Origin of the sequence: Dyella sp. SG609 (assembly GCF_012275375.1) — a bacterium.
GTDB lineage: Bacteria > Pseudomonadota > Gammaproteobacteria > Xanthomonadales > Rhodanobacteraceae > Dyella_D > Dyella_D marensis.
In genome coordinates this window covers 1-25415 of the sequence record NZ_JAAZQJ010000004.1, presented here as the reverse complement: position 1 = coordinate 25415, position 25415 = coordinate 1, and the positions used below count along the sequence as shown (strand labels likewise).

The 25415-nt window shown below is 68.0% G+C and carries 28 protein-coding genes and 1 other RNA gene; 19 read left to right on the top strand and 10 right to left on the bottom strand.

What is annotated here, in order from left to right; translation table 11 throughout:
• Positions 1–27 precede the first annotated feature (27 nt).
• The 5 genes from mlaD to FHW85_RS08710 form a co-directional block, all read right to left on the bottom strand.
• Positions 28–900 carry an outer membrane lipid asymmetry maintenance protein MlaD gene (gene mlaD, locus FHW85_RS08730; protein ID WP_167252576.1) on the bottom strand — a complete coding sequence of 291 codons (873 nt, stop codon included), beginning with the start codon at positions 898–900 and terminating at the stop codon, positions 28–30.
• A 58-nt stretch (positions 901–958) separates the two neighbouring features.
• On the bottom strand, positions 959–1726 hold the full coding sequence (mlaE, locus tag FHW85_RS08725) for a lipid asymmetry maintenance ABC transporter permease subunit MlaE (RefSeq protein WP_167252577.1): 768 nt from the start codon (positions 1724–1726) through the stop codon (positions 959–961).
• Positions 1723–2556: an ATP-binding cassette domain-containing protein gene (locus tag FHW85_RS08720; protein WP_167252578.1), complete on the bottom strand. Its 834-nt coding sequence runs from the start codon at positions 2554–2556 to the stop codon at positions 1723–1725. Before FHW85_RS08720 ends, mlaE begins: the two co-directional genes overlap by 4 nt.
• Positions 2557–2675: 119 nt before the next feature.
• Entirely contained in the window at positions 2676–3317 is a 642-nt protein-coding gene (gene gmk, locus FHW85_RS08715; protein WP_167252579.1) for a guanylate kinase, read from the bottom strand.
• Positions 3314–4174: a YicC/YloC family endoribonuclease gene (locus FHW85_RS08710; RefSeq protein ID WP_167252580.1), complete on the bottom strand. Its 861-nt coding sequence runs from the start codon at positions 4172–4174 to the stop codon at positions 3314–3316. The genes gmk and FHW85_RS08710 overlap by 4 nt, the downstream gene beginning before the upstream one ends.
• 92 nt (positions 4175–4266) lie before the next feature.
• On the opposite strand from FHW85_RS08710, the gene rph reads away from it, so the two are divergent.
• The 13 genes from rph to cydX all read left to right on the top strand — a co-directional run bounded on the left by rph (position 4267) and on the right by cydX (position 17673).
• Entirely contained in the window at positions 4267–4998 is a 732-nt protein-coding gene (gene rph / locus FHW85_RS08705) for a ribonuclease PH (RefSeq protein WP_168648006.1), read from the top strand.
• 2 nt (positions 4999–5000) lie between these two features.
• Complete coding sequence (rdgB, locus tag FHW85_RS08700) at positions 5001–5609, top strand: RdgB/HAM1 family non-canonical purine NTP pyrophosphatase (protein WP_167252582.1); 609 nt, start codon at positions 5001–5003, stop codon at positions 5607–5609.
• A 1-nt stretch (position 5610) separates the two neighbouring features.
• Positions 5611–6774, top strand: a complete 1164-nt coding sequence (gene hemW, locus FHW85_RS08695; RefSeq protein ID WP_168648005.1) for a radical SAM family heme chaperone HemW — start codon at positions 5611–5613, stop codon at positions 6772–6774.
• Between the two features lie 89 nt (positions 6775–6863).
• Positions 6864–9068, top strand: a complete 2205-nt coding sequence (locus tag FHW85_RS08690) for a DUF1631 family protein (RefSeq protein WP_168648004.1) — start codon at positions 6864–6866, stop codon at positions 9066–9068.
• Entirely contained in the window at positions 9065–9442 is a 378-nt protein-coding gene (locus FHW85_RS08685) for a PilZ domain-containing protein (protein WP_168648003.1), read from the top strand. The genes FHW85_RS08690 and FHW85_RS08685 overlap by 4 nt, the downstream gene beginning before the upstream one ends.
• A 132-nt stretch (positions 9443–9574) precedes the next feature.
• A complete protein-coding gene (locus tag FHW85_RS08680; protein ID WP_168648002.1) occupies positions 9575–10867 on the top strand; it encodes an MFS transporter in 1293 nt (430 codons plus the stop codon).
• Positions 10867–12570, top strand: a complete 1704-nt coding sequence (gene dld, locus FHW85_RS08675; protein ID WP_168648001.1) for a D-lactate dehydrogenase — start codon at positions 10867–10869, stop codon at positions 12568–12570. Before FHW85_RS08680 ends, dld begins: the two co-directional genes overlap by 1 nt.
• A gap of 95 nt (positions 12571–12665) precedes the next feature.
• A complete protein-coding gene (gene pepQ / locus FHW85_RS08670; RefSeq protein WP_168648000.1) occupies positions 12666–13988 on the top strand; it encodes a Xaa-Pro dipeptidase in 1323 nt (440 codons plus the stop codon).
• Between the two features lie 8 nt (positions 13989–13996).
• Positions 13997–14452 (top strand): hypothetical protein, encoded by a 456-nt coding sequence (locus tag FHW85_RS08665; RefSeq protein WP_167252589.1) that lies wholly within the window; start codon positions 13997–13999, stop codon positions 14450–14452.
• A 131-nt stretch (positions 14453–14583) separates the two neighbouring features.
• Positions 14584–14811 (top strand): cytochrome oxidase putative small subunit CydP, encoded by a 228-nt coding sequence (cydP, locus tag FHW85_RS08660; RefSeq protein ID WP_167252590.1) that lies wholly within the window; start codon positions 14584–14586, stop codon positions 14809–14811.
• Complete coding sequence (locus FHW85_RS08655) at positions 14808–16385, top strand: cytochrome ubiquinol oxidase subunit I (RefSeq protein ID WP_168647999.1); 1578 nt, start codon at positions 14808–14810, stop codon at positions 16383–16385. The genes cydP and FHW85_RS08655 overlap by 4 nt, the downstream gene beginning before the upstream one ends.
• Before the next feature lie 10 nt (positions 16386–16395).
• The gene (gene cydB, locus FHW85_RS08650; protein WP_168647998.1) at positions 16396–17526 is read left to right on the top strand and encodes a cytochrome d ubiquinol oxidase subunit II; all 1131 of its coding nucleotides are present in this window, start codon (positions 16396–16398) and stop codon (positions 17524–17526) included.
• Between the two features lie 15 nt (positions 17527–17541).
• A complete protein-coding gene (gene cydX, locus FHW85_RS08645) occupies positions 17542–17673 on the top strand; it encodes a cytochrome bd-I oxidase subunit CydX (RefSeq protein WP_167252593.1) in 132 nt (43 codons plus the stop codon).
• 141 nt (positions 17674–17814) lie between these two features.
• Here cydX and FHW85_RS08640 read toward each other — a convergent pair whose 3' ends face one another.
• Together FHW85_RS08640 and FHW85_RS08635 are read right to left on the bottom strand one after the other, a co-directional pair.
• On the bottom strand, positions 17815–19167 hold the full coding sequence (locus tag FHW85_RS08640) for an aminopeptidase P N-terminal domain-containing protein (RefSeq protein ID WP_168647997.1): 1353 nt from the start codon (positions 19165–19167) through the stop codon (positions 17815–17817).
• Positions 19122–19691 carry a UPF0149 family protein gene (locus FHW85_RS08635; RefSeq protein ID WP_167252595.1) on the bottom strand — a complete coding sequence of 190 codons (570 nt, stop codon included), beginning with the start codon at positions 19689–19691 and terminating at the stop codon, positions 19122–19124. The genes FHW85_RS08640 and FHW85_RS08635 overlap by 46 nt, the downstream gene beginning before the upstream one ends.
• A gap of 102 nt (positions 19692–19793) precedes the next feature.
• Here FHW85_RS08635 and FHW85_RS08630 point away from each other — a divergent pair, with 102 nt between their 5' ends.
• The 6 genes from FHW85_RS08630 (at position 19794) to rpiA (ending at position 22370) form a co-directional block, all read left to right on the top strand.
• The gene (locus FHW85_RS08630; protein WP_167252596.1) at positions 19794–20027 is read left to right on the top strand and encodes a TIGR02449 family protein; all 234 of its coding nucleotides are present in this window, start codon (positions 19794–19796) and stop codon (positions 20025–20027) included.
• Positions 20028–20035: 8 nt separating this feature from the next.
• Positions 20036–20341 carry a cell division protein ZapA gene (locus FHW85_RS08625; protein ID WP_167252597.1) on the top strand — a complete coding sequence of 102 codons (306 nt, stop codon included), beginning with the start codon at positions 20036–20038 and terminating at the stop codon, positions 20339–20341.
• A 7-nt stretch (positions 20342–20348) separates the two neighbouring features.
• A non-coding RNA gene (gene ssrS / locus FHW85_RS08620) (6S RNA) lies at positions 20349–20535 on the top strand.
• Between the two features lie 103 nt (positions 20536–20638).
• Entirely contained in the window at positions 20639–21262 is a 624-nt protein-coding gene (locus FHW85_RS08615; protein ID WP_168647996.1) for a 5-formyltetrahydrofolate cyclo-ligase, read from the top strand.
• The gene (locus FHW85_RS08610; RefSeq protein ID WP_168647995.1) at positions 21259–21711 is read left to right on the top strand and encodes an EVE domain-containing protein; all 453 of its coding nucleotides are present in this window, start codon (positions 21259–21261) and stop codon (positions 21709–21711) included. The genes FHW85_RS08615 and FHW85_RS08610 overlap by 4 nt, the downstream gene beginning before the upstream one ends.
• A 23-nt stretch (positions 21712–21734) precedes the next feature.
• The gene (gene rpiA / locus FHW85_RS08605) at positions 21735–22370 is read left to right on the top strand and encodes a ribose-5-phosphate isomerase RpiA (protein WP_168647994.1); all 636 of its coding nucleotides are present in this window, start codon (positions 21735–21737) and stop codon (positions 22368–22370) included.
• Between the two features lie 46 nt (positions 22371–22416).
• Here the strand turns inward: rpiA and FHW85_RS08600 are convergent, their stop codons facing one another.
• The 3 genes from FHW85_RS08600 to FHW85_RS08590 all read right to left on the bottom strand — a co-directional run bounded on the left by FHW85_RS08600 (position 22417) and on the right by FHW85_RS08590 (position 25285).
• A complete protein-coding gene (locus FHW85_RS08600; protein WP_167252601.1) occupies positions 22417–22695 on the bottom strand; it encodes a hypothetical protein in 279 nt (92 codons plus the stop codon).
• Between the two features lie 178 nt (positions 22696–22873).
• Positions 22874–23752: a hypothetical protein gene (locus FHW85_RS08595; RefSeq protein WP_167252602.1), complete on the bottom strand. Its 879-nt coding sequence runs from the start codon at positions 23750–23752 to the stop codon at positions 22874–22876.
• Between the two features lie 822 nt (positions 23753–24574).
• Positions 24575–25285, bottom strand: a complete 711-nt coding sequence (locus FHW85_RS08590; protein ID WP_168647993.1) for a DUF5343 domain-containing protein — start codon at positions 25283–25285, stop codon at positions 24575–24577.
• Between the last annotated feature and the right edge of the window lie 130 nt (positions 25286–25415).

The window sequence follows — 25415 nt, the reverse complement described above, 5'->3', positions numbered from 1 at the left end:
GGAAACTCCTGGGAAGTGGCGGCCGGCTCAGTGCTTGCCGGCCGGAGAGGAAGAGGAGGAAGCGGGGGCGCCGTCCGGTTTCTTGTCGCCCGAGCCGCTGACCAGGAACTTGCCGATCAGGTCTTCGAGCTGCAGGGCCGACTGGGTCAGAACCAGCTCGTCACCGTCCTTCAGCGCATCCGGCGAGCCGCCGGGCTGGATCGCAACGTACTGCGTGCCGATCAAACCGCTGGTGAATACCGCGGCCGCCGAATCGTCGGGAATCTGCGCGTATTTCTTGTCGATCGACAGCTCCACCAGGGCGTCCAGCTTGACCGGATCGGCCAGCACCGACTTGACGCTGCCGATCGCCACGCCGGCCATCTTCACCGGCGCGCCGGCGGAGAGCGCACCGACGTTGGTGAAGCGCGCCTTCACCGTGTAGCTGCCGCCGAGATTGTCGGCCGCGCCGCCGGCGCCGAAGAACTTGCCGAGCATTTCCTCCAGCTGCTGCGCCGGGCGCGTCAGCGCCAGGGTGCCGCCGTTGGCCAGCGGCTTGGCCGAGCTGCCGTACTGGATGCCCACGTACTGGTCGCCGAGCAGGCCGCTGGTGAAGATGGTCGCCACCGAATCGGTGGGAATCTTGTCGTAGCGCTGGTCGATGGCCAGCTTCACGTCGGCGGTCTCCTTGCCGGGATCGAGCACGATCGACTGCACCTGGCCGATGCGCACGCCCGCCACCTTCACTGGCGCGCGCTCCTTGAGCTGGCCGATGTTGGCGAAGTGCGCCTCGACGGTATAGCTCGGCCCGCGGCTGGTATTGGCCACCGAGGTGGTCTGCGTGGCGAGGTAACCGAGCGCGGCGAAGCCGAGCACGATGAACAGGCCGGTGCCGACGGCATAGGACGGTCTCTGGCTCACGGCACGATCCTCACAGGCGAATGGATGGTTGCAATAGTGATCTGCGTAGTCATGGGCATCACATCAGGAAGGCGGTGAGCACGAAGTCCAGCGCCAGGATGGCGATCGACGAAGCCACCACCGTGCGCGTCGTGGCATAAGCCACGCCCTCGCTGGTGGGCGGCGTGGTGTAGCCCTGGAACACGGCGATCAGCGACACCACGCCGCCGAACACCACGCTCTTCCACAGCACGCCGTTGAGCACGTCCTTCACCAGGTCGACGGTGGCGGTCATGTTCGACCAGAACGTGCCGTTGTCGATGCCCAGCCAGCTCACGCCGACCAGGTGGCCGCCGAAGATGCCCAGCGCGCAGAACACGCAGCACAGCAGCGGCATGGCGATCACGCCGGCGAGGAAACGCGGCACCGCCACGTAGGCGATCGGGTCCACCGCCATCATTTCCATGGCGGCGATCTGGTCGGTGGCGCGCATCAGGCCGATCTCGGCGGTGACCGAGGTACCCGCGCGGCCGGCGAACAGCAGCGCCGTGACCACCGGCCCCAGCTCGCGGTAGATGGCGATCGCCACCACCGTGCCGGTGGCCGAGGTGCCGCCGAAGATCGACAGCACGTCGTACAGCTGCAGCCCCAGCACCATGCCGACGAACAGGCCGCAGACCATGATGATGATCAGGCTCATCGCGCCGACGAACCACAGCTGCCGCACCGTCTCGCGCGCGTGGCGCAGGCTGCGCGGGATCGCCGCCAGGATCTGCAGCAGGAACAGCCCGCAGTCGCCGATCTGGGCCAGCGAGCGGGTGACGATGTTGTCGCGTGGCGCGCTCATGCGCCCCCCTTGAAGCCGAGCGACGCGGCGTAGTCGCCGGCCGGATACTGGAACGGCACCGGGCCGTCGGCCTCGCCGCCGAAGAACTGCCGCGTCCACGGCGAGCCGTCGTCGGCGATGGTTTTCGGATCGCCCTGCGCCACCACCTTGCCGTTGGCAATGAGGTAGACGTGGTCGGCCACCTGCTGCACCGCGGCCAGCTCGTGCGCCACCAGCACGCTGGTGATGCCCAAGGTCTGGTTGAGCGTGCGGATCAGCTTCAGCACCTGGTTCAGCGCGATGGGATCGAGGCCGACGAAGGGTTCGTCGTAGAGGATCAGCATCGGATCGAACACGATCGCGCGCGCCAGCGCCACGCGCCGGGCCATGCCGCCGGAAAGCTCGGTCGGCATCAGCCTGGCCGCGCCGCGCAGGCCGACCGCCTGCAGTTTGGTCAGGACGATATTGCGGATCAGCACTTCCGGCAGTTCGGTGTGCTGGCGCAGCGGAAACGCCACGTTCTCGAACACGTCGAAGTCGGTGAGCAGGGCCGAGTTCTGGAACAGGTAGCCGATGCGCTCGCGCAGCTCGAACAGCTGCTCGCGGCGCAGCGCCGGCACGTTCCGGCCGTCCACCCACACCTCGCCCGACTGGCCGCGCATCTGGCCGGTGATGTGCTTGAGCAGGGTGGTCTTGCCGGTGCCGCTGGGACCCATGATGGCGGTGACCTTGCCGCGCGGGATGTCCAGGTCCATCGCGTCGAAGATGGTCTTGCCGTTGAGCACCGTGGTCAGGCCACGGACGCGCACGATGGCGCTGTCGTCTGGCTTGGCACGAACGGAGTCGGTCATGGGCGAAGCTGCCAGGGGAAAGGCGCCCAAAGTAGCCGAAGACGGCCATGAAGGCTATGCGAGGCCGCGCCCCGCCTCGGTTTGATGGCTGCCGTTCAGGCGAGCCGCCGCGCCCGCCGTTATGCGAGCAACTCGGCGATCAGCGCCTCGTGCCGCCGCCATTGCAGCTCGCTGCGCTGGCGCACCGCCCGCACGATGGACTGCAGGTCGCCCAGCGCCTCGTCGAAGCTGTCGTTGACGATGATGTAGTCGAACTCGTGGGCATGCGCGATTTCCTCGCGCGAGTTGTGCAGCCGGCGCTCGATCACGTCCGCGCTGTCCGAGGCGCGCCCGCGCAGGCGCCGCTCCAGTTCCACCCGCGACGGCGGCAGGATGAACACGCTGACGCAGTCCGGCTTGGACTGGCGGATCTGCCGCGCGCCCTGCCAGTCGATCTCCAGCAGCACGTCGCGCCCCTGGCACAGCAGATCGGACACCGTGGTGCGCGAAGTGCCATACAGATTGCCGTGCACCTCGGCATGCTCCAGGAAGATCCCGTCGGCGATCTCGCGCTCGAATTCCGCGCGCTCGACGAAGTAGTAATGCCGCCCGTACTGCTCGCCCGGCCGCGGCGGCCGCGTGGTGTGCGAGATCGACAGCGAGATCGCCGGCTCGCGCTCCAGCAGCGCATTGACCAGGGTGGACTTGCCGGCGCCCGAAGGCGCGGCCACCACGAAAAGGGTGCCTTCCGGAATGCCGGCGGCGGTATCGCTCGCGCTCATTCGATGTTCTGCACCTGCTCGCGCATCTGCTCGATCAGCACCTTCAGCTCCACCGCCGCATTGGTGCTGCGCGAATCCACCGACTTGGAACCGAGCGTGTTCGCCTCGCGGTTGAATTCCTGCATGAGGAAATCCAGGCGGCGGCCGACCGGTTCCTTCAGGCCCAGCACGCGGCGCGCTTCGGCGATGTGCGTGGCGAGGCGGTCCAGTTCTTCGTCGACGTCGATGCGGGTGATCTGCAGCACCAGTTCCTGTTCCAGGCGGCCCGGATCGGCCGGCTGCTTGAGGTCCGCCAGGCGCTGCTCCAGGCGTGCGCGCAGGCCTTCGCGGATCTGCGGCATCCAGCCGCGCACGTCGCCGACGATGCGCTCGATGCTGTCCAGGCGCTCGCCCAGGATGGCGCCGAGCTTGGCGCCCTCGCGTTCGCGGGTGGCGGTGAGCGCCTCCAGCGCGTCGTCCAGCACGGCGACCAGGGCGGCCTGCAGCTGGTCCTGGTCCACCTCGGCCTGCTGCAGCACGCCGGGGAAGCGCAGCAGTTCGGTGAATTCGATCTGCAGGCGCGGGAAGCGCGCTTCCAGGTCCATCGACAGCTCCGACAGCTTGCCCAGCACCGCATGGTTCACCTGCAGCGCGTCGCCGCGGGCTTCGCCGCGCAGGCGCACGGTGAGGTCGACCTTGCCGCGCGACAGGCGGGCGGCGATGCGTTCGCGCAGGGTGCTCTCGAACACGCGCAGGTCGTCGGGCAGGCGCGGGCTGAGTTCCAGATAGCGGTGGTTGACCGTGCGCAGCTCGCAGCTGAGGGTGCCGACCGGACCGGTGGTCTCGGCGAAGGCGTAGGCAGTCATGCTGCGGATCATCGGAAAATCCCTATCTGCAGCCGCGGGCGGCCGGAAAGGGCGCAATGGTAAACTCTCCCGCCCTGCCTTGCCCAATCAGGCCACCGCCCCTCATGAATGCCGTCAGCCGCCCGAGCGGCCGCGCCAGCGACCAGCTGCGCCCCGTCACCATCGAACGCCACTACACCCGCCACGCGGAAGGCTCCGTGCTGGTCAGCTTCGGCGACACCCGCGTGCTGTGCACCGCCAGCGTCGAAGACCGCGTGCCGCCGTGGCTGCGCGGCAAGGGCGAGGGCTGGGTCACCGCCGAATACGGCATGCTGCCCCGCGCCACCTCCAGCCGCACCCAGCGCGAAGCCGCCCGCGGCGGCCAGGGCGGGCGCACCCAGGAAATCCAGCGCCTGATCGGCCGCAGCCTGCGCGCCTGCGTCGACCGCCAGGCCCTGGGCGAACGCGTCATCACCCTGGACTGCGACGTGATCCAGGCCGACGGCGGCACCCGCACCGCCGCCATCACCGGCGCCTACGTGGCCCTGGTCGACGCGGTCAACGTGCTGATGAAGCGCGAGAACCTGCGCCGCAACCCGGTGTTCGGCGCGATCGCCGCGGTCTCGGTCGGCATCTACCAGGGCATGCCGGTGCTGGACCTGGACTACGCCGAAGATTCCAACTGCGATACCGACATGAACGTGGTGATGAACGACGGCGGCGGCTTTATCGAGGTGCAGGGCACCGCCGAGGGCCACGCCTTCCGCCGCGACGAAATGGACAGCCTGCTGCTGCTCGCCGAGAAGGGCATCGGCGAGCTGGTCGCCGCGCAGCGCGCCGCCCTGGCGCAGGGTTGAACATGGACCGCATCGTCCTGGCCAGCAGCAACCCCGGCAAGCTCGCCGAGTTCAACCAGCTGTTCGCCGGCGTCGGCCTGGAAGTGGTCGCGCAGGCCAGCCTGGGCGTGGCCGATGCGGACGAAACCGGCCTGACCTTCGTCGAGAACGCGCTGCTGAAGGCGCGCAACGCGGCGGCCGCCACCGGCCTGCCCGCGCTGGCCGACGACTCCGGCATCTGCGTCGACCACCTGCGCGGCGCGCCGGGCCTGTACTCGGCGCGCTACAGCGGCGGCCACGGCGACAACGCGGCGAACAACGCCAAGCTGCTGCGCGAGCTGGACGGCCTGCCGGACGAGCAGCGCGGCGCCTTCTTCATCTGCGTGCTGGCCCTGGTGCGCCACGCCGAAGACCCGGCCCCGCTGATCGCCGAAGGCCGCTGGCACGGCCGCGTGCTCACCGCGCCGCGCGGGCCGGGCGGCTTCGGCTACGACCCGCTGTTCCTGCCCGATGGCATGGCGCACAGCGCGGCCGAGCTGGAGCCGGCCACCAAGAACCGCCTCAGCCACCGCGGCCAGGCGCTCGCCGTACTGCATGCGCGGCTGGCCGGCTGGCAGCGCGACCGGACCTGAGATGCCGCTGCTCGCGCCGCCGCTGTCGCTTTACGTGCACATGCCTTGGTGCGTGAAGAAGTGCCCGTACTGCGACTTCAACTCGCACGGCCTGCGCGGCGAGCCGCCGTACGAGCGCTACGTGGACCTGCTGCTGGCCGATCTCGACGCCGACCGCGCCGACTTCGCCGCCGCGCTGCACGGCCGCAGCGTGCACAGCATCTTCTTCGGCGGCGGCACGCCCAGCCTGTTCGCGCCGGAACTGATCGCGCGTTTCCTGGACGGCGTGCGCGAACGGCTGCCGCTGGCGCAGGACGCTGAAATCACCCTGGAAACCAACCCCGGCACGGTGGAGCACGGCCGTTTCGACGGCTATCTCGCCGCAGGCGTGAACCGCCTGTCGTTCGGCATCCAGAGCTTCGACGACGACAAGCTGCGCCGCCTCGGCCGCATCCATTCCGCCGGCGAGGCGGAGGCCGCGGTGAAGTCCGCGCAGGACGCCGGCTACGCCAACATCAACCTGGACCTGATGTACGCGCTGCCGGAGCAGACCCTGGACGGCGCGCTCGACGACGTGGCGCGCGCCGTCGCGCTGGCGCCGACGCATATCTCGCACTACCAGCTCACGCTGGAACCGAACACGGCATTTGCCGCCAATCCGCCGCCGCTGCCGGACGACGACCACGCCTGGGCCATGCAGGAAGCCTGCGAGCAGGCGCTCGCCGCCGCCGGCTACGGCCAGTACGAAATCTCCGCCTATGCGCAGCCCGGCCGGCGCTGCGCGCACAACCTCAATTACTGGCGCTTCGGCGACTACCTCGGCATCGGCGCGGGCGCGCACGGCAAGCTCAGCGACGCGGCCATCGGCGAAGTGCGCCGGCGCTGGAAGACGCGCCACCCGCGCGCGTGGATGGAAGCGGCCGCCGGCCCCGGCCGCATCGGCGGCGACCAGGCGGTGGACGCGGCCGAGCTGCCGTTCGAATACATGCTCAATGCGCTGCGCCTGGTCGACGGCGTGCCGATGGCCGAGTTCGAGGCGCGCACCGGCCTGCCCGCCGGGCGCATCGCCCCCGCCCTGGCCCGGTGCCGCGAGCGCGGCTGGCTGGCGGACGATCCCGCCCTTCTTCACACCACCGGGCTGGGCCAGCGCTTCCTCAACGACGTGATCGCCGCCTTCCTGGACTAAGGCGGCCGGCCTGCACCTTCGGCCGATGGCAGCCCCGCCGCCGCGGGCCTAGACTGCGCCCGTCCACAGGGGAAAACGGCGGAACTGCCATGGATGTCGAACAGGGTCGACGTCAACCGCTCGCGCCCGGCCACGGCGCGCAGCCCGACGGCCACGGGGCCTGGAGCCTGCGCGCGCGCCGCCTCATCGAGGAAACCCACGCGCTCTGCGACAGCTGGCTGGAAGCACCCTTGCGCGCCTGCCTGCTGGACGCCGAGCACAAGCTGTTCGGCCAGGCCGAGCAGGCGCGCAACCATCTGGACCAGCAGGTCCACATGAGCGTGCGCCAGCGGCTGCAGAGCCATCGCGACATGCTCGAACAGCGCTTCTTCGCCGAAGTGGCCAAGCGCTTCGAGCGCATCGGCATCCAGCCTGAAGAAACCGCGCCGCTCACGCTGTCGCTGCTGGACGACGGCGAGGACGACGAGCGCGCCGCGCTGGAACAGTCCGGCGTGCGCAGCGAGGCACGCCATGCGCCGGCGCTGTTCGAACTGAGCTTCCGCTTCGGCGCCCTGGCCAGCCTGCCGCCGATGGAGGGCGAGGATCTGCCGCTGGGCGCGCAGGCCTTGTCGCGCTGCTTCCTGGAGGCCTTGCGCGACTGGGAGCTGCCGGTGCGCCACCGCCTGCTGCTGCTCGATGCGTTCGACCACATGGTGGTGCGCCACCTGGCCTCGCTGTACGAAACGGTCAATCAGCACCTGGCCGGCGAAGGCATCCTGCCGCACCTGCACGCTTATCGCGTGGCCCGCCCCGGCGACGCCCGCGGCCTGCGCAGCCCTGCTGCCGCCATCCCCGGCAGCCTGCCGGCCGGCATCGGCGGCCCGCAGGTGGAACTGGGCGAGCACATGCTCGACATGCTGCGCGAACTGCTGTCGCTGCAGCGCGCCGCGGCGCCGCCGCCCGCTCCCATGGGCCAGGCCCTGAGCGACGAACAGCTGCAGCATCTGCTGGCCGCCCTGCAATTGCCGCTGGCGCAGGCCGCGCAGCAGGTCGCCGCCGAAGGCCAGGCTCTGCGCCTGCGCGAGCAGCTGCTGGCCCTGCTCAATGCCGGCACCGAACATTCCACGCCCAAGCTTTCGCTCAGCCCGCGGCAGGACGACACCGTGCAGCTGGTGGCCCTGCTGTTCGAGCAGATGGCCGGCGGCATGCAGCGCGGCAGCCACGCGCAGCGCATGCTCGGCGAATGGGAAGTGCCGCTGCTGCGCATGGCGCTGGCCGACCGCGACGTATTCGACCAGCGCGAACATCCCGCACGCCGCCTGCTGGCGGCGATGTCCGAGGCCGCGCACGACTGGCTGGATGGCGGCGACGCCGACGTCGACCGCTCGCTCGCCACCAAGCTGGCCCAGCTGGCCGAGCGCGCGCAGCGCGAGCCGCCGAGCGCCGCGCTGTACGCCAGCCTGCTGACCGATATCGAGCACCACCTCTCGCTGCTGTCGCGCAAGGCGCAGGCCACCGAGCGGCGCCAGGTGGAAGCGATGCAGGGCCGCGAGCGCCTGGAGCATGCGCGCCACCATGCCGCCGAGCTGATGGCCGAACGCTTCCGCGCCGCGCCGCCGCGCGGACTGGTGCGCACCCTGCTCGAACGCGCCTGGTCCGACGTGCTCGCGCTCACCCTGCTGCGCAACGGCGAAGAGAGCGACACCTTCGCCGCGCGCCTGCGCATCACCGACCAGCTGCTGGGCCTGGCGCCGATCGACGACCGCAACAGCCTGCTCGACGACATCCAGACCGGCCTGCAGCAGATCGGCATGCAGGCCGAGGAAGCCGCGCAGGTCGCCCGCCGCCTGCTCGGCAACGGTGACGAGACGGCAGCGGACGATGGCCTCACCGCCACCGGCGTGGCGATGAAGCTCAAGCAGCACCAGCGCCTGGGCGAACACCAGGCCACCGAAGCCGCCACGCCGCCGGAAGCGGCGAAGGCCGCGGTGCCGTTGGACGACGAAGAACGCCGCATGCATGCGCATGTGCTCACCCTGCCCTTCGGCACCTGGTTCGATTTCCTCGACGACGCCGGCCAGGTCGCCCGGACGCAGAAGCTGGCCTGGTACTCGACCGTGTCCGGGCGCTGCCTGTTCGTCACGCGGCGCGGTTCGCGCGGCGACGAATTGGCGCTGGAACAGCTGGCGCGCCAGCTGGTGCAGGGCCATATCCGCGAGGCGGTAGCGCCGCGCGAGAACCTGTTCGACCGCGCGCTGCGCGCGCTGATGGAGAACCTGCGGCCCGGCGCCGCGCATGCCGGAGGCCGCCAGTGAACACCCCTGCCAGCGCGATCGAACAGCGCCGCGCGCAGCGCAAGCGCGCCAACTACACGGTGGCGGTCACCGACGTCATCAACGACCGCCCGCTCGGCCACCTCGGCAATCTGTCGGCCACCGGGCTGCTGCTGATTGGGCCGGAGACACCGCGCAGCGAAGCGATTTACCAGGTGAGCCTGGGCCTGCCGGGCCTGAGCTTCCCCGGAACGAGCGCCGCGGCACTGAGCATCGAGCTGGGCATCCAGGAACAATGGCACGACGATGCGGCCACGCCCGGCCAGGTGTGGTCCGGCTTCCGCATCGTCTCGATCAGCCCCGCCGACGCCGCGCTGCTGGAAGCCTGGCTGGCCTTGCCCGGCGGCACCGATTGACGCCGTCCGGAACGGCCGTTCGGTGCGAATAATCCCAAAGTGAGGCTTTCTGCTGCGCGATAGTGGTGCCGGCCTCGTGCGAAGCACCACACTCGCCGCGATCCCCATCGCGCACGCCGCAGGAACCTCGCCATGCCCCCGCAAGCCTCCGCCGAGCTGGAAACCGCCACCTACGCCAAAGTGACGCTGCGGCTGCTGCCGTTCCTGTTCGTCTGCTACGTGGCCGCCTATCTGGACCGCGTCAACGTCGGCTTCGCCAAGCTGCAGATGCTCAGCGACCTGCGTTTCAGCGAATCGGTGTACGGCCTCGGCGCCGGCGTGTTCTTTATCGGCTATTTCCTGTTCGAGGTGCCGAGCAACATGCTGCTGCACCGGCTGGGCGCGCGGCTGTGGATCAGCCGGATCATGGTGAGCTGGGCGCTGGTGTCCGCCTCGTCGATGTTCGTGACCACGCCGGCGGCGTTCTACGTGGTGCGCTTCCTGCTCGGCGTGGCGGAGGCCGGCTTCTTTCCCGGCATCGTGCTGTATCTCACCTACTGGTATCCGTCGGCGCGGCGCGGGCGCATGAATGCGCTTTTCATGATCGGCATTCCGGTCGCCGGCGTGCTCGGCGGCCCGCTGTCGGGCTGGATCATGCATGCGTTCGGCGGGCTGCACGGGCTGGCGAACTGGCAGTGGCTGTTCCTGCTCGAAGCGCTGCCTTCCTTGGCGCTGGGCATCGCCACGCCGTTCGTGCTGCCCAATGGCATCCATGCGGCAGCGTGGCTGGACGAGCGCGAGAAGCAATTGCTCGAAGCGAACATGGCCAGCGACGGCGATGCGGGCGCCGAAGCGCCGCTGCGCAGCGTGCTGGCGGATGGCCGCGTGTGGCGGCTGGCGGCCATCTACTTCTGCTGCATGATGGGCCTGTACGGCGTGAGCTTCTATCTGCCCACGCTGATCGCCGCGGCCGGGGTGAGCGATGCGCTGGACGTGGGCTTGCTGACGGCGGTTCCGTACGCGGTCGCCGTGGTGGCGATGATCCTGGTCGCGCGCAGCTCCGACCGGCGCAACGAGCGCCGCTGGCATCTCGCCGTGGCGAGCCTGGCCGGCGCCGTCGGGCTGTACGCGAGCACGCTGTGCGCGGGCCAGCTGTCGCCCGGCCTGATCGCGCTGTCGATCGGCACGGCCGGCGTGCTGTCGACCATGCCGGTGTTCTGGACCCATCCCAGCCGCGTGCTGGCCGGCACGGCGGCAGCGGCCGGCATTGCGATGATCAATTCGATCGGCAATCTCGCCGGCTTCGCCAGCCCGTCGATCATCGGCTGGATCAAGGATCTGACGCACAGCACGAATGGCGGGCTGGTGGTGGTCGCGCTGGCGCTGGTCGCCGGTGCCGCGCTGGCGCTGACCGGGCGCTCCGCTGCCGCGCCGGGGCGGGCCTGATGCCATCTCTTCACGAAGCAAGCGCAGCACTGCTCGCGGCATGCCGCGGGATCGTCGGCGCGCGGCACGTGCTCACCGGCGATGCGAAGACGCGCCGCTACCGGCAGGGTTACCGCTTCGGTAACGGCAAGGTGCTGGCGGTGATTCGCCCGGGCAGCCTGGTGGAGCAATGGCATGCGCTGGCCGCATGCCTCGCCGCCGGCGCGGTGGTGATCACGCAGGCCTCGAATACCGGCTTGACCGGCGGCTCCACGCCCGACGGCGACGACTACGGCCGCGACGTCGTCATCGTCAGCACCACGCGCATCCGCCGCGTGCATCTGCTCGACGGCGGCCGGCAGGTGGTCTGCGTGGGCGGCGCCACGCTGGACCAGCTCGAACGCACCTTGAAGCCGCTGGGGCGGGAGCCGCATTCGGTGATCGGCTCCTCGTGCATCGGCGCCTCGGTGCTGGGCGGCATCTGCAACAACTCGGGCGGCTCGCTGGTGCAGCGCGGGCCGGCCTACACGGAAATGGCGATCTATGCGGCCGTCGACGCAGCGGGCGTGTTGCGGCTGGTCAATCACCTGGGTATCGAACTGGCCGGCACGCCCGAAGAAATACTGGCGCGTGTCGAAGCCGGCGCATTTGCGCAAGAAGAGATCCAGCCCGGCGCGGCAGCATCGGATCACGCATACGCCAGCCACGTCCGCGATATCGACGCTGCGACACCCGCCCGCTTCAACGCCGACCCGCGCCGCCTGTTCGAAGCCTCCGGCTGCGCCGGCAAGATCATGGTGTTCGCGGTGCGGCTGGACACCTTCCCGGCCGAGCGCGGCGCCAAGGTGTTCTATATCGGCACCAACACGACATCCGCGCTGACGGAACTGCGCCGCCACGTGCTGGCGAATTTCGAGCACCTGCCCATCGCCGCCGAATACATGCACCGCGATGCCTTCGACGTCGCGCACCGGTACGGCAAGGATCTGTTCCTGGTGATCGACCGCTTCGGCACGCAGCGCATGCCTGCGCTGTTCAACCTGAAGACCCGCTGCGATGCCTGGTTCGACCGCCTCGGCTTCCTGCCGGCGCAGATGAGCGACCGCATCATGCAGTGGCTGAGCGAACGGCTGCCGGAACACCTGCCGGAGCGGCTGCGGCTGTATCGCAACCGCTACGAGCATCACCTGCTGCTCAAGGTGCCGGCCGCGGGCATCGACGAGGCGCGCGGTTTCCTGTCCGCACATTTTTCCGGCGAAGACGGCGCGTACTTCGAATGCACGGACGAGGAAGGCCACAAGGCCTTCCTGCACCGCTTCGCGGCGGCGAGCGCGGCGGTGCGCTACCGCGCCGTGCATCCGCGCGAGGTCGAGGACATCGTCGCGCTGGATATCGCCCTGCCGCGCAACCAGCGCGACTGGTTCGAGCGACTGCCGGCGGACATCGAGGCTTCGATACGGCGGAAGCTCTATTACGGGCACTTCCTGTGCCATGTGTTCCACCAGGACTACATCGTGGCGAAGGGCACGGATTGCGCGGCGCTGGAACATCGGATGCTCGAACTGCTCGACCAGCGCGGTGCCGAATATCCGGCGGAGCACAACGTGGGCCATCTGTACAAGGCAAAACCCGCGCTCGCCGGCTTCTATGCGCAGCTCGACCCCTGCAACTGTTTCAACCCTGGCATAGGCGGCACGGCGAAGTCTGCCAGTCCACACCCTTAAGCGCCCGGACTGGCGGCGGCAGCGCCCGCGCGCGATCATGCGGCGGTTATCCGTCCGCCCCGGCCCCGCGCGGCGGACTCAAGCCAGGAAACCGCATGATCGACCGCCTCGCCCCGTTCTATCCCCAGCACCTGGCCACGGTGCGCCAGCACGCCGACCAGGCGCTTGCGCTGACCGGCCACGACCACCTGCTGATCGCCGCCGGCCTGCCGCCGCGCAAGTTCCTGGACGACCAGGACTACCCCTTTATCGCCAGCCCCCATTTCCGCCACTGGCTGCCGCTGATCGACGCGCCGGGCAGCTGGGTCGTGCATACGCCAGGGCAGCGGCCGCGGCTGGTGTTCCTGCAGCCGCGCGATTACTGGCATGTGGTGCCGCAGGCGCCCAGCGGCTACTGGGTGGAGCATTTCGACATCACCATCGTGCGCACGGCCGAAGAAGCGGTCGCCCAACTGCCCGGCGCGCAGACGCGCCGCGCGGTGATCGCGCCGGCCCAGCCCGCGCTGGCCGGCATCGAGCCGAACAACCCGCAGGACGTGCTCGACATCCTGCACTGGCACCGCTCGTACAAGACGCCCTACGAACTGGCACTGATGCGCGAAGCCAGCCGCATCGGCGCGCGCGCGCACCGCGCCGCCGAGCAGGCGTTCCGCGCCGGCGCCAGCGAGCTGGGCATCCACCAGGCCTATCTGGCGGCAGCCGGCGCGATCGACGCGGAGCTGCCGTACGCCAGCATCGTGGCGCTGAACCAGCACGGCGCCGTGCTGCACTACACGCATTTCGGCCGCGTGGCGCCGGAGTATCACCGCTCCTTTCTGATCGACGCCGGCGCGAGCGCGTTCGGCTACGCCAGCGACATCACCCGCACCTACGCCGGCCGCGGCGAAGACGAGTTCCAGGCGCTGATCGACAGCGTGGAAGCCGCCCAGCTCACGTTCGCCGCCAAGGTGCGCGCGGGACAGAGCTATCCGGACCTGCACATCCACGCCCACCACGTGCTGGCCGGCGTGCTGCGCGAGCACGGCTTTATCCGCATGGCCGCCGAGAGCGCGGTGGAAACCGGCGTGACCGCGGCGTTCTTCCCGCACGGCCTGGGCCATCCGATCGGCCTGCAGGTGCACGACGTGGCCGGCTTCCAGCAGGGCGAGCGCGGCGGCAGCATTCCGCGCCCCGCCGGGCATCCGTACCTGCGCATGACGCGCACGCTGGAACCGGGCATGGTGGTCACCATCGAACCGGGCCTGTACTTCATCGACATGCTGCTCGACGAACTGCGCGATACGCCGGTGGCCAAGGACATCGACTGGGAGCGCATCGAGCTGTTCAAGCCCTACGGCGGCATCCGCATCGAGGACGACGTGGCCTGCACCGCCGGCGAACCCGAAAACCTCACGCGCGACGCGTTCGCGCAAGCCTGAGCCACGCCATGGATCCGCTGCCGCCGCTAGGCCCCGCCCCGCTGCCCCCGCCGCCGGTAGCCGCACCGCCGCGCAAGCGCGTGCCGCTGTGGCTGATCCTGCTGGGCAGCCTGATCGTGGCCATCGTGGCCGCGGTCGGCGGGCTGGCCTGGTGGGGCTGGCTGGCATTCGAGCAGCAGGCGGTGGTGGCGATGGCGGCCGACCCGGTCATCGCCGAACACATCGGCAGCATCCGCAGCAGCGAGTTCGACTGGACCTTGACCAGTTCCGAACCCGACGAGGACACCTTCGCCTTTCATCTGAAAGGCGAGCGCGGCAGCGGCACCGTGGTCGCGCGCTTCATCACCGAGGACGCCGACAGCGAGACCATCGACGGCGGCGTGCTGATCATGCAGGACGGCTCGCGCATCCCCCTGCGCAGCCGCGGCACGCAGGACGGCAGCGCAGACGACGAACACGGCTGAGGCCCCGGCGGCCCTGCCGTTTCCTGATCTGGATCAAGCTCCTGCGGCCGGCTGCCGCGCGGCAATGCTTCGCGCGACATGCACGTGAACGCGGCGTATCCTGCCCTGCAGCTGAAGCAGGGGAGCCTCGGATGTCCACGCCGTCGACCCAACCCGGCAGCCGCGAGCCGCAGCGACCGGTGCTGCGCCGGCTGGCCCGCGAGCTGATCCTGATCGTGATCGCCAAGATCGTGCTGCTCACCCTGATCTGGTGGGTGGCGATCGCCCCGCATCCCCGTCCCGATACCCGTCCGGCCGCGATCGAGCATCTGCTCGCGCCGGCCGCTCCGTCCTCCGCCGCGAGCCAAGGCCACCCATGATCATCGACGCCGATGTCGTCACCTTGTCGCGCCTGCAGTTCGCACTGACGGCGCTCTATCACTTCCTGTTCGTGCCGCTCACGCTGGGACTGGTGTGGATCCTCGCCATCATGGAGAGCGTCTACGTCATGACCGGCCGCGAAGTATGGAAACGCATGACCCAGTTCTGGGGCGTGCTGTTCGGCATCAACTTCGCCATGGGCGTGGCCACCGGCATCACCATGGAATTCCAGTTCGGCATGAACTGGGCCTATTACGCGCACTACGTCGGCGACGTGTTCGGCACGCCGCTGGCGATCGAAGGACTGATGGCGTTCTTCCTGGAAGGCACCCTGATCGGCGTGTTCTTCATGGGCTGGACGCGCGTGTCGCCGGTGAAGCACCTGCTGGTGACCTGGTTCCTGGCGCTGGCCACCAGCCTGTCCGCGCTGTGGATCCTGGTGGCCAATGCGTGGATGCAGAATCCGGTGGGCTCGGCCTTCAATCCCGAGACCATGCGCATGGAAGTGACCTCGTTCGCCGAGGTGTTCTTCAATCCGGTGGCGCAGGCCAAGTTCGTGCACACGGTGAGCGCGGGCTATGTGCTGGGCTCGATGTTCGTGCTGTCGATCAGCGCCTGGTACCTGCTGCGCGGACGCAACGTGGACTTCGCCAAGCGCTCGATGACGGTGGCCGCCAGCTTCGGCCTGGCCGCGGCGCTGTCGGTGGTAGTACTGGGCGACGAATCCGGCTACGCGGTGTCGGAGAACCAGAAGATGAAGATGGCCGCGATCGAGGCCATGTGGGAAACGGAACCCGCGCCCGCCTCGTTTACCGTGTTCGGCATTCCCGACGTCAAGAACCGCACCACGCACTACGCGCTGCAGGTGCCGTGGGTGATGGGCCTGATCGGCACGCGCTCTACGACCAAGCCGATCCCCGGCATCAACAACCTGGTGGAAGACACCAAGGGCAAGATCGACAACGGCATCCGCGCCTACGACGCCATGCTGGTGCTGCGCGAGGACAAGCACAACGCGCAGGCCAAGGAGATTCTGGCCGCGCACGACAAGGATCTCGGCTACGCCCTGCTGCTGAAGCACTTCGTCGAAGACCCGCGCAAGGCCACCCCGGAAGACATCCAGAAGGCCGCCGACAGCACCATCCCGAACGTGCCGGTGCTGTTCTGGTCGTTCCGCATCATGGTGGCCTGCGGCTTCTACTTCATCGCGCTGTTCGCGTATTCGTTCTGGCTGTCCAGCCGGCGCCGGCTGGACCGCAACCGCTGGTACCTGAAGCTGGCCTTCTACAGCCTGCCGCTGCCATGGCTGGCGGCGGAGCTGGGCTGGATCGTGGCCGAATACGGCCGCCAGCCCTGGGCCATCGAAGGCATCCTGCCGACCGCGCTGGGCGTGTCCAGCGTGAGCGCCGGCCAGGTATGGACCTCGCTCGGCGGCTTCGTGCTGTTCTACACGGCGCTGGCGGTGGTGGACGTGGTGCTGATGCTGAAGTTCGCTCGCAAGGGGCCGGATGGCTTAGGCATCTGGCCCATGGTCACGCGCGACCCGTCGCTGCGTCCCGCCCTGGAAGATTGAGGAGCCTGCCATGTTCGATCTCGACACTCTGCGGGTGATCTGGTGGGCGCTGCTGGGCATCCTGCTGGTCGCCTTCGCCGTCACCGACGGCTTCGACTTCGGCACCGCGGCGCTGCTGCGCGTGCTCGGCCGCGACTCCGACGAGCGCCACGTGCTGCTGGAAACCATCGAGCCGACCTGGGAAGGCAACCAGGTGTGGTTCGTGCTGGGCGGCGGCGCCGCGTTCGCGGCCTGGCCGATGCTGTATGCCGTGTCGTTCTCCGGCATGTACCTGGCGATCTTCCTGGTGCTGGTCGCCTTCATCCTGCGGCCGGTGGGCTTCAATTTCCGCGGCAAGATCGAGCACACGCGCTGGCAGGGACTGTGGGACTGGGTGCTGGTCGCCTCCGGCACCGCGGTGCCGCTGCTCACCGGCGTCGCCTTCGGCAATCTGTTCCTGGGCGTGCCGTTCCGCTTCGACGACGACCTGCGCATGAGCTGGCACGGCAGCTTCTTCGAGCTGCTGCATCCGTTCGCACTGGTCGCGGGGCTGGTGTCACTGAGCATGCTGCTGGCTCACGGCGCCGCCTGGGTGGCGTTCAAGGCCGACCGCAGCATCGCCGCGCGCGCCGCCCGCGTCGCGCGCTGGACCTGCCTGGCCTGGGCCGTGCTGTACGTGGCCGCGGGCATCTGGCTGGCCTATGGCATTCCCGGCTATGCGATCGCCAGCGAGGTGGTGCCGGGCGGCCCGTCCAACCCGCTGTTCAAGCAGGTGGCGACGGGCAGCAGCTGGTTCGCCAGCTATATGCGCCATCCGTGGTTCTGGGCGGCGCCACTGGCGGCGTTCGGCGGCGCGCTGCTGCTGCAGTGGCAGGTGGCCAGGCAGGGCTTCGCCGGCTTCCTGGGCAGCAGCCTGATGGTGATCGGCACCATTCTGTCGGCCGGCTTCGCGCTGTTTCCCTTCCTGCTGCCGTCGAGCATCGACCCGCGTTCCAGCCTCACGGTGTGGGACGCCTCCTCCAGCCGCAGCACCCTGCTGCTGATGCTCGGCGCCGTCATGGTGTTCCTGCCCTTGATTGTGCTGTACACCTCATGGGTGTTCCGCGTGATGCGCGGCCGGGTGACCCTGGAACACGTGCGCGGCACGCATCGCAGCTACTGATACGGAGAGCGGACCATGTGGTATTTCAGCTGGATTCTCGGCCTGGGCCTGGCCTGCGCCTTCGGCATCCTCAATGCGATGTGGTACGAGGTGCATGCGTCGGATGAAGCGCGGCAGCGCGAGGACACAAATCCGCCGGAACATTAAAGCTCGTCATCCCGGCGCAGGCCGGGATCCAGTGGCGTCATCGTTCGGTGGTCGCCGGAGACTCAAGAGCCGGGCTTTGGGGTGTGTTTGCTCTTATGGAACTTATCGCTACTGGATCCCGGCCTGCGCCGGGATGACGAGCTAACGTTCCGCGAGCATCGCTTCAATCGCCTCCGCTTCCTTCGGCACCGCGGCGGTAAGCACCTCGTTGCCGTCGCGGGTCACCGCCACGTCGTCCTCGATGCGGATGCCGATGCCGCGCCAGCGCTCGTGCACCGAGCGCTCGCCGGGCGGCACGTAGAGGCCCGGCTCCACCGTCACCACCATGCCCGGCTCCAGGATGCGCGGCTCGCCGTCGATGCGGTAATCGCCCACGTCGTGCACGTCCAGGCCCAGCCAGTGGCCGGTCTTGGCGGGGAAGAAACGCTTATAGCTGCCTTCGGCGATGGCGGTTTCGGCATCACCCTGCAGCAGGCCCAGCGAACACAGGCCTTCGGCGAGCAGATACACGGCCGCCTCGTGCGCGGCGCTGAACGGGCGGCCGGGCCGCACTTCGTCGATGGCGGCGTGCTGCGCGGCCAGCACCACTTCGTAGAGCGCGCGCTGTTCGCGGCTGTAGCGGCCGTTGACGGGGAAGCTGCGGCTGATGTCCGAGGCGTAGCAGTCCAGTTCCGCGCCGGCGTCGATCAGCAGCAGGTCGCCGTCGCGCAGCGGCGCGCGGTTGGCCTGGTAGTGCATGACGCAGGCGTTGGCGCCGGAGGCCACGATCGGCGGGAAGGCCGGCACCGCGCCGCGGCTGCGCATGGTGCGCACCAGCTCGGCTTCCACTTCGTATTCGTGCCGGCCCGGCTGCGCCATGCGCATGGCCGAAAGATGCGCCTCGGCGGCGATGGCGGCGGAGCTGCGCATCAGGCGCAGTTCGGCGCGCGACTTGTACAGGCGCAGGTCGTGCAGCAGATGGCCCAGCGCCACGAATTCCTTCGGCACCACGCCGCCGCCGCGCAGCTGGCGCAGGCGGCGCATCCAGCCGAGCAGGCGGGCGTCGAATTCCGGCTCGCGGCCGAAGTGGCAATACACGCGGCCGCGGCCTTCGATCATGCCGGGCAGGATGTCGTCGATGTCGTCGATCGGGAAGGCGTCGTCCATGCCGTGCTCGGACACGGCGCGCTCGGTGCCGATCGATTCGCCGTGCCAGCGCTCGCGCTCGTCGTCGCGCTCGCGGCAGAACAGCACCGCCTCGCCGTGCAGGCGGCCGGGCAGCAGGGCCAGCACGGCGTCCGGCTCGGGGAAGCCCGAGAGGTAATGCAGGTCGGAGTCCTGGCGGTAGGGCCAGGCGGCGTCGGCGTTGCGGATGCGTTCGGGCGCGGCGGCGACCAGCAGCACCGCGTCCTCGCCGGCCATCTTCATCAGCTGCCGGCGGCGGCGGGCGTATTCGTCCTGCGCGATGCTCAATGCACGGTGTCGCTGTTGGGCTTGTTGCGGCCGCCCACGCATTCGGCGTGCAGCAGCATGGCGGCGACGCGCACGAATTCGTGCAGTTCGATCAGCGCGTCCTCGTCGTCGCGGCTGTCGCCGAATTCGAATTCGGAAGCGGCGATGGTGTTCAGGTCGCGCAGGATCTCCTGCGCTTCGTCGGACAGCTTGCCGAACTTCTCCGGCCCGGCCAGGCCGAAGCCGCCGAGGAAGCCGCGGCACCAGTCGCCGAGCGAGTCGGCGCGCTCTTCCAGCGGGCGGTCGTCGGCGGGGAGCAGCGGCTCGAAGCCCAGTTCCGGGTCGGCCAGTTCCTGTTCGCTCTGGCGCACCAGCTGCTCGAGCAGGGCGCGGTCGTTGGCCGAGGGGCTGACCTGTTCGCCGCCATCGAGCTGCAACACGGCCAGCAGCGCATCCTTGCCGACGCGGCCGCCGCCGCTGAGATAGCCGCAGAGCGAACCGTGCAGTTCGCTGGCGTCGACGGCCAGTTTCAGGCGCGCCGCGACGCCGTCCAGTTCCTCGTGACCGATCAGCTCGGCAGGCGCCATGGAAGTACTCCTTCGGGGTCAAGACGGCAGTTTAATGCAGCCTCCGGAAATGCGCCGGGAGTGGCAGCTGACACGGCCGGGCCTCCTGCTATAGTTCCGCGCATGAGCACCGCCCCGTTCAACGATCCGGTCAAGCAGGAACTTGCCGCGCTAGGCGAGCAGGTCGACCGCCTGCTGGACGCGGTGCGCCGCCTGGCCGAGGAAAACCGCAGCCTGCGCCACAGCCAGGAACAGCTGGCCAGCGAGCGAGCCGGCCTGATGGCCCGCAACGAGCAGGCGCGCAGTCGCGTCGAAGCGATGATCCAGCGCCTCAAGGCACTTGAGAACAACGGCTGAGCACCCAGATGACGAACTCCAGTGAACCCGTCGCGCTGCGGCTGATCGATCGCGAATTCCTGATCGCCTGCGCGCCGGAGGAACGGGAGGGCCTGCTGGAATCGGCCGCCTACCTGGACCGCAAGATGCGCGAGCTGCGCGCCAACGCCAAGACGCCGGGCTTCGACCGCCTGGCCGTGCTGGCGGCGATCAGCATCACCCACGAGTTCCTGGCCCTGCGCAAAACCCATAGCGGAGCTGACCAGAGCGTGGGCGACACACTTGCCGCGATGCGGCGCAAGCTTGAAGCGGCCCTCGACGGGCAACTAAAATAGTCCTCGGCGTTTACTGCGGTGTGCGCCAGCACACTCTTACATTTGCCTTGTTCCTAAATACGGCCCCGGGTCGGCTTTTCATCGGCTGTTGTGCATGTCCGCTGCGTGCGGAAAGCCTTGAGGCCATGTAGCCCTCCCACCTGATCCATCGTGGATCAAGGTCGTTTGGTGGGCAGCGGCACCGCGGTGGACGCCACCTTTTTACCGCTACGGCCGAGCTTGTTCCGACATCGGCCGGGCCCGCGGAAACCGCCCGCAGCGCTTGCGCTGCGGGCGTTCTCTTGAGGAGACCTCGACGTGGACGCCACCGCCCAGCGCCGCGAGCTACGCCAACGGCTGGCCGAACGCCGCCGGGAGCTCTCCCCGCCCCAGCGCATGGCCGCCGCCCAGGGGCTGCGCCGCAGCCTGGAGCAGCTGCCCGAATACCACACCGACGTCCGCGTGGCCGGCTACTGGGCCACCAACGGCGAGCTGCCGCTGAACCTGGCGATCCCGCCCCTGGCCACGCGCGGCCAGCAGTTCATGCTGCCGGTGATCGGCCCCGGCAAGCGCCTGCGCTTCGCGCCGTGGAGCGCCGGCCAGGACGTGCAGCCGAACCGCTACGGCATTCCCGAACCGGTCGACCCCGCCGAGCTGTTCGAGCCCTTCCAGCTCGATCTGGTGCTGCTGCCCCTGCTCGCCTTCGACCGGCTCGGCAACCGCCTGGGCTACGGCGGCGGCTATTACGACCGCGGCTTCGCCTTCCTCAAGGACCAGGCGCGCCCCACCGAACCGCTGCTGGTCGGCATCGGCTACGCCTTCCAGGAACTGCCCGCGATCGAGCCGGCCGCCTGGGACGTGCAGCTGGACTACATCGCCACCGAGCAGGAACTGATCGATTGCCATGCCGACGCGGCCGGCAACGGAGACGCCCACGCATGAACCACTGGCTGATGAAGTCCGAGCCGGACGCCTTTTCCATCGACGACCTCAAGCGCAAGGGCAAGGAGGCCTGGGACGGCGTGCGCAACTACCAGGCGCGCAATTACATGCGCGACGGCATGCGCAAGGGCGACAAGGTGTTCTTCTACCACTCCAACTGCGCCGAGCCGGGCATCGTCGGCGTGGCCGAAGTGGTGACCGAGGCCTATCCGGACCCGACCCAGTTCGACCCCAAGAGCAACTACTTCGACCCCGGCAGTTCGCGCGACAACCCGCGCTGGATGCTGGTCGAGGTGAAGTTCGTGAAGAAGCTCAAGCGCACCATTTCGCTGAAGGAACTGCAGGCCGACCCGGCCCTGGTGGAGATGCCGCTGGTGCGCAAGGGCAACCGCCTGTCGGTGATGCCGGTGGCCGCCGCCGAGTGGCGCCACATCCTCACGCTCGAATAATTCCCTACTGTCCGGACTGCATCATGAGCAACGAAAAACGCCTGGCGGGCGAAGCCGCCATCCGCTACGTCGAGGAAGGCGGCATCGTCGGCGTCGGCACCGGTTCCACCGTGGCGTTCTTCATCGACGCGCTGGCGGACCTGAAGGACCGCATCCAGGGCGCGGTGTCCAGCTCCGAGCAGTCGACCGCGCAGCTCAAGCGCCTCGGCATCCCGGTGCTCGACCTCAACGCCACCGGCCCGCTGTCGATCTACGTCGACGGCGCCGACGAATGCGACCCCTACAAGCGCCTGATCAAGGGCGGCGGCGCCGCGTTGACGCGCGAGAAGATCATCGCCGCGGCCAGCGCGAAGTTCGTGTGCATCATCGATTCCAGCAAGCGCGTGGAACTGCTGGGCAAGTTCCCGCTGCCGATCGAGGTGATCCCGATGGCGCGCAGCCTGGTCGGCCGCGAGATCGTCAAGCGCGGCGGCAACCCGGTGTGGCGCGACGGCGTGGTCACCGACAACGGCAACTGGGTGATCGACGTGCACGGCTGGCAGATCGCCGACCCGGTGGCGCTGGAAAAAGAGCTCAACCAGATTCCCGGCATCGTCACCGTGGGCCTGTTCGCGCAGCGTCCGGCGGATGTGGTGCTGATCGGCGACCGCGAGATGTAAGCCGCTCGGCGAACCGCGTCCGCAAGCGCGGACGCGGTTGCGCCTTTCAGTGGATCGCCGCCTTGCTGATGGCCACGTGCGCGGCGAATGCGCCGGATACGGCGTCGCCGGCCTTGGCGTTGTCGAGCAAGGCACCGTAGACCGCATTCAATTCGCTCTGCAGCTGTTTTTTAGCGGCAGCGGTGAGCGCACCGTTCTTGGTTGGACCGCCCATCGGCACGATCACATCCCACAGCGCGGGATTGCGCAGCGCCGCCAGTGCGGCGACACCGTATTTCTCCACCAGCCCTTCCAGCGTCAGGGCCTGCCTCTTCTGCGTAGCCATCGTCGCCTCCTTTCGCGCCCAATGCGCGGTGCGGGCAGGGAAGCTACATCCGGCGTGCCGGCCTTGCAGCTAGCCAGGGGCGATAGGGCTTATTGCCGGGCGTGGCTGCTGGATATGTGCGTCAGCGCACGGCGCGGGCGAGGAATTCGGAGGCGCAATACGCGGCTGCCCGCTCCGTCTACTTCAGGGTCTTGGCCCCGCCACGCAGCGCGAACGGCGCCAGCGTGGCGGCATTCTTGACGAAGACATCCTCGAAGTTGCGGCCACCCTTGACGTGCTCCAGCGCGCCGCTCACCTTGCTGCTGTCGGCACCGCCGCCGCCGTGCAATTCCCTGCCGCGCTCGGCAAGCATCAGCGTGCCCATCTTGTGCACCCACTTGAGGCCCTTGGCGGTGAGTCCGGCGTTGTCGAACGATTCCTGGGCCTTGTCGTTATGCCCGGCAATCAGGTGCTGCAGGCCTTGGGTGACGCGGGAGCGGCGGTCGGCCGCTTTGATCTTGCTGTCGAAGTAGGTCTTGCCCTTGGCTTTGCCATTGCTCTGCAAGCGCTTGTCGAGCTTGGGGGCGAGATCCGGATAGTCGTAGACCTTGCTGGTGCGGCTATTGGACACCGCGGCGATGTCATTGGCGACGTGCAGCGAATGGACGTCGGACGCGCCCTCGCGGTAGACGACCTGGCGATTGACCGGCTTTACCTTCTTGCGGACCGCGGTGATGTTCTTGTTCCCGCGAACCTGCTGCGACATCTTCAAGATGGCGGGCAGCTCGGTATCGAGTTTGGCGAAATCGAGCCTGGTCAGTTTCGTTACGGCTGCCTTGGTTCGCGGACCGGGAATGCCCACGCCGCCATGCATGTTGATGGTGGGCTGCCGGTTGCCCAAGTCGATCGCCGCGCGATAGGCCGCCTCCGGCATTTTCTCGAGGCGCCGCGTCGAGCGGCGCAGATCCGGCGCCTTGTGCGCATCGATCAGCTTCTTGGGAGGAATGACCTTGTGCTTCTTGTCGGTCGCACTCTTGCCGGCCGCGCTCTTTCGCGGCTGCGTCTTGACCTTGCCCATGACTCACCCCCTGACAGGACTGGAGCAGGCTGTGCCTGGGCAGGCGGGCTGTCAAGGGTAAGCATTCCGCGCTCATTCAACGCAGCAGCCACGGCGCCTAAGCTGACCACCCCGTTTGCCGCCAGCGCATCGAGCACTGGCTTAAGGTTCCCTCGGAGCCAAGTTGCAGCATAAGCGAGATGTCTGGATGCCGCTCCGGTTGGGTCATGCAGACCTGCACAACCGAGAAACACTGTTAGGCCATGAGCGTGAGTCAGCGAGGGATTCTATGGTCGTCAAGGCCAGCGATCACGCTGAGCAGGCGCCACAGCCAAGATTGGTTGGCTGCACGGAAGGGGTACCCAGGGGGAATCCAGCAACGGGGCACTGTTTGATACCCCAAGACAAATCTGTCTCAGACATTTCCACCGGCCTGGCCGCCGTTGGACACCAAATAGGCCAATGCGTAGACTTGAAAGGGCGGAAGCGCTACGAGTCCCGGTTAAGCTGATTTGATCAGCATTGGGAACGCACGATAGCCGTACGTTTTCGCATAAATGCGTTTCCCGTTCTTGAGGTCACGGTACGGACGGAAGATCAGTACGTAACCCTCAGGGATCGGCAACGCTAGCTTTAGCTGCTTCATCGGCAACACCTCCTTCTCCGGGGAGGATTTGCATGCGTCAACATGCACCCCGATTGATCTAGGTGGAGCCCGCAGCGCTTCCGAGGTCGCCAGCCGGTACTACGTGTAGTCTCTTGCAGGGGATCGCACGTAGTACCGCGTGGTTATAGGCTCTGGGTTTGCTGGCACATCGGTTACCAAGAGCCTTTAGCGGGGTCTCATGTCGCACCCCCTGTGGGTGCTGGGTCGTCATCGGCGAGCCGGTAGTTGCTCAGGATGAAGTTGGCCATCTTCAGGCCGTGCTTCCATTGAGCGGGAGTCAACCCCTTAGGTACGTAGATCTCCCAGTCGTCCATTCCGTGGACCGAGACGACGATGCGCTCCTTGTCGGTAGGCGGGGGCGGCAAGCCTTCTTCCTCTTCCTCCTCCTCAACCACCGAGGCGCGCGAGATCTTTTTCTTGCCGTTGCCCTTCGTCGGAGGGGGCGGCGTCTTCACGTACCGGGAGACGGGGATGTTCGCGTCCTTCGCGGCAGCCAAGAGAAAGGCCATACACTTCGTGATGGTGCTACCGCCCGCTCCTAATTCCTTGAACTTCTCGACCACCTTGTCGGTGGTTGTGTCAGACAGATCCAACGAACCATCCTGGAAGAACGGGTAGGAACTCTGAAGAATTTCCTTTAACTTCTCCCCGTAATTAGTTTCAGAATCAGTAAGTTGTCGCATCTTATCCGTTGGCTCATCCTTGGCGTTAACCAGCCCAAGCACCGACAGCGTTGCAGACATAGACGCCTTGCCGGAGTTCGAACCCGGGAGCATGCTACGGGTGATGTGCTTGGGCGTACCGTGCTCGCGCAAACCATTGATAAAATTGAAGAAACTTTGATACGTGGCGTAGGGTGGAACGGCTTTCTTGCTGGTCTCAGCCATTTCGGCGCTCCTGGCAGGGCTATTCGACGACTCAGTGGTACGCCCCCGATTCCGTAGACACCTGATAGTGTCTATTGAGGATCGGAGGATCTATGACCAGCAAACGTTTCACCGACGAGTTCAAGGCTGA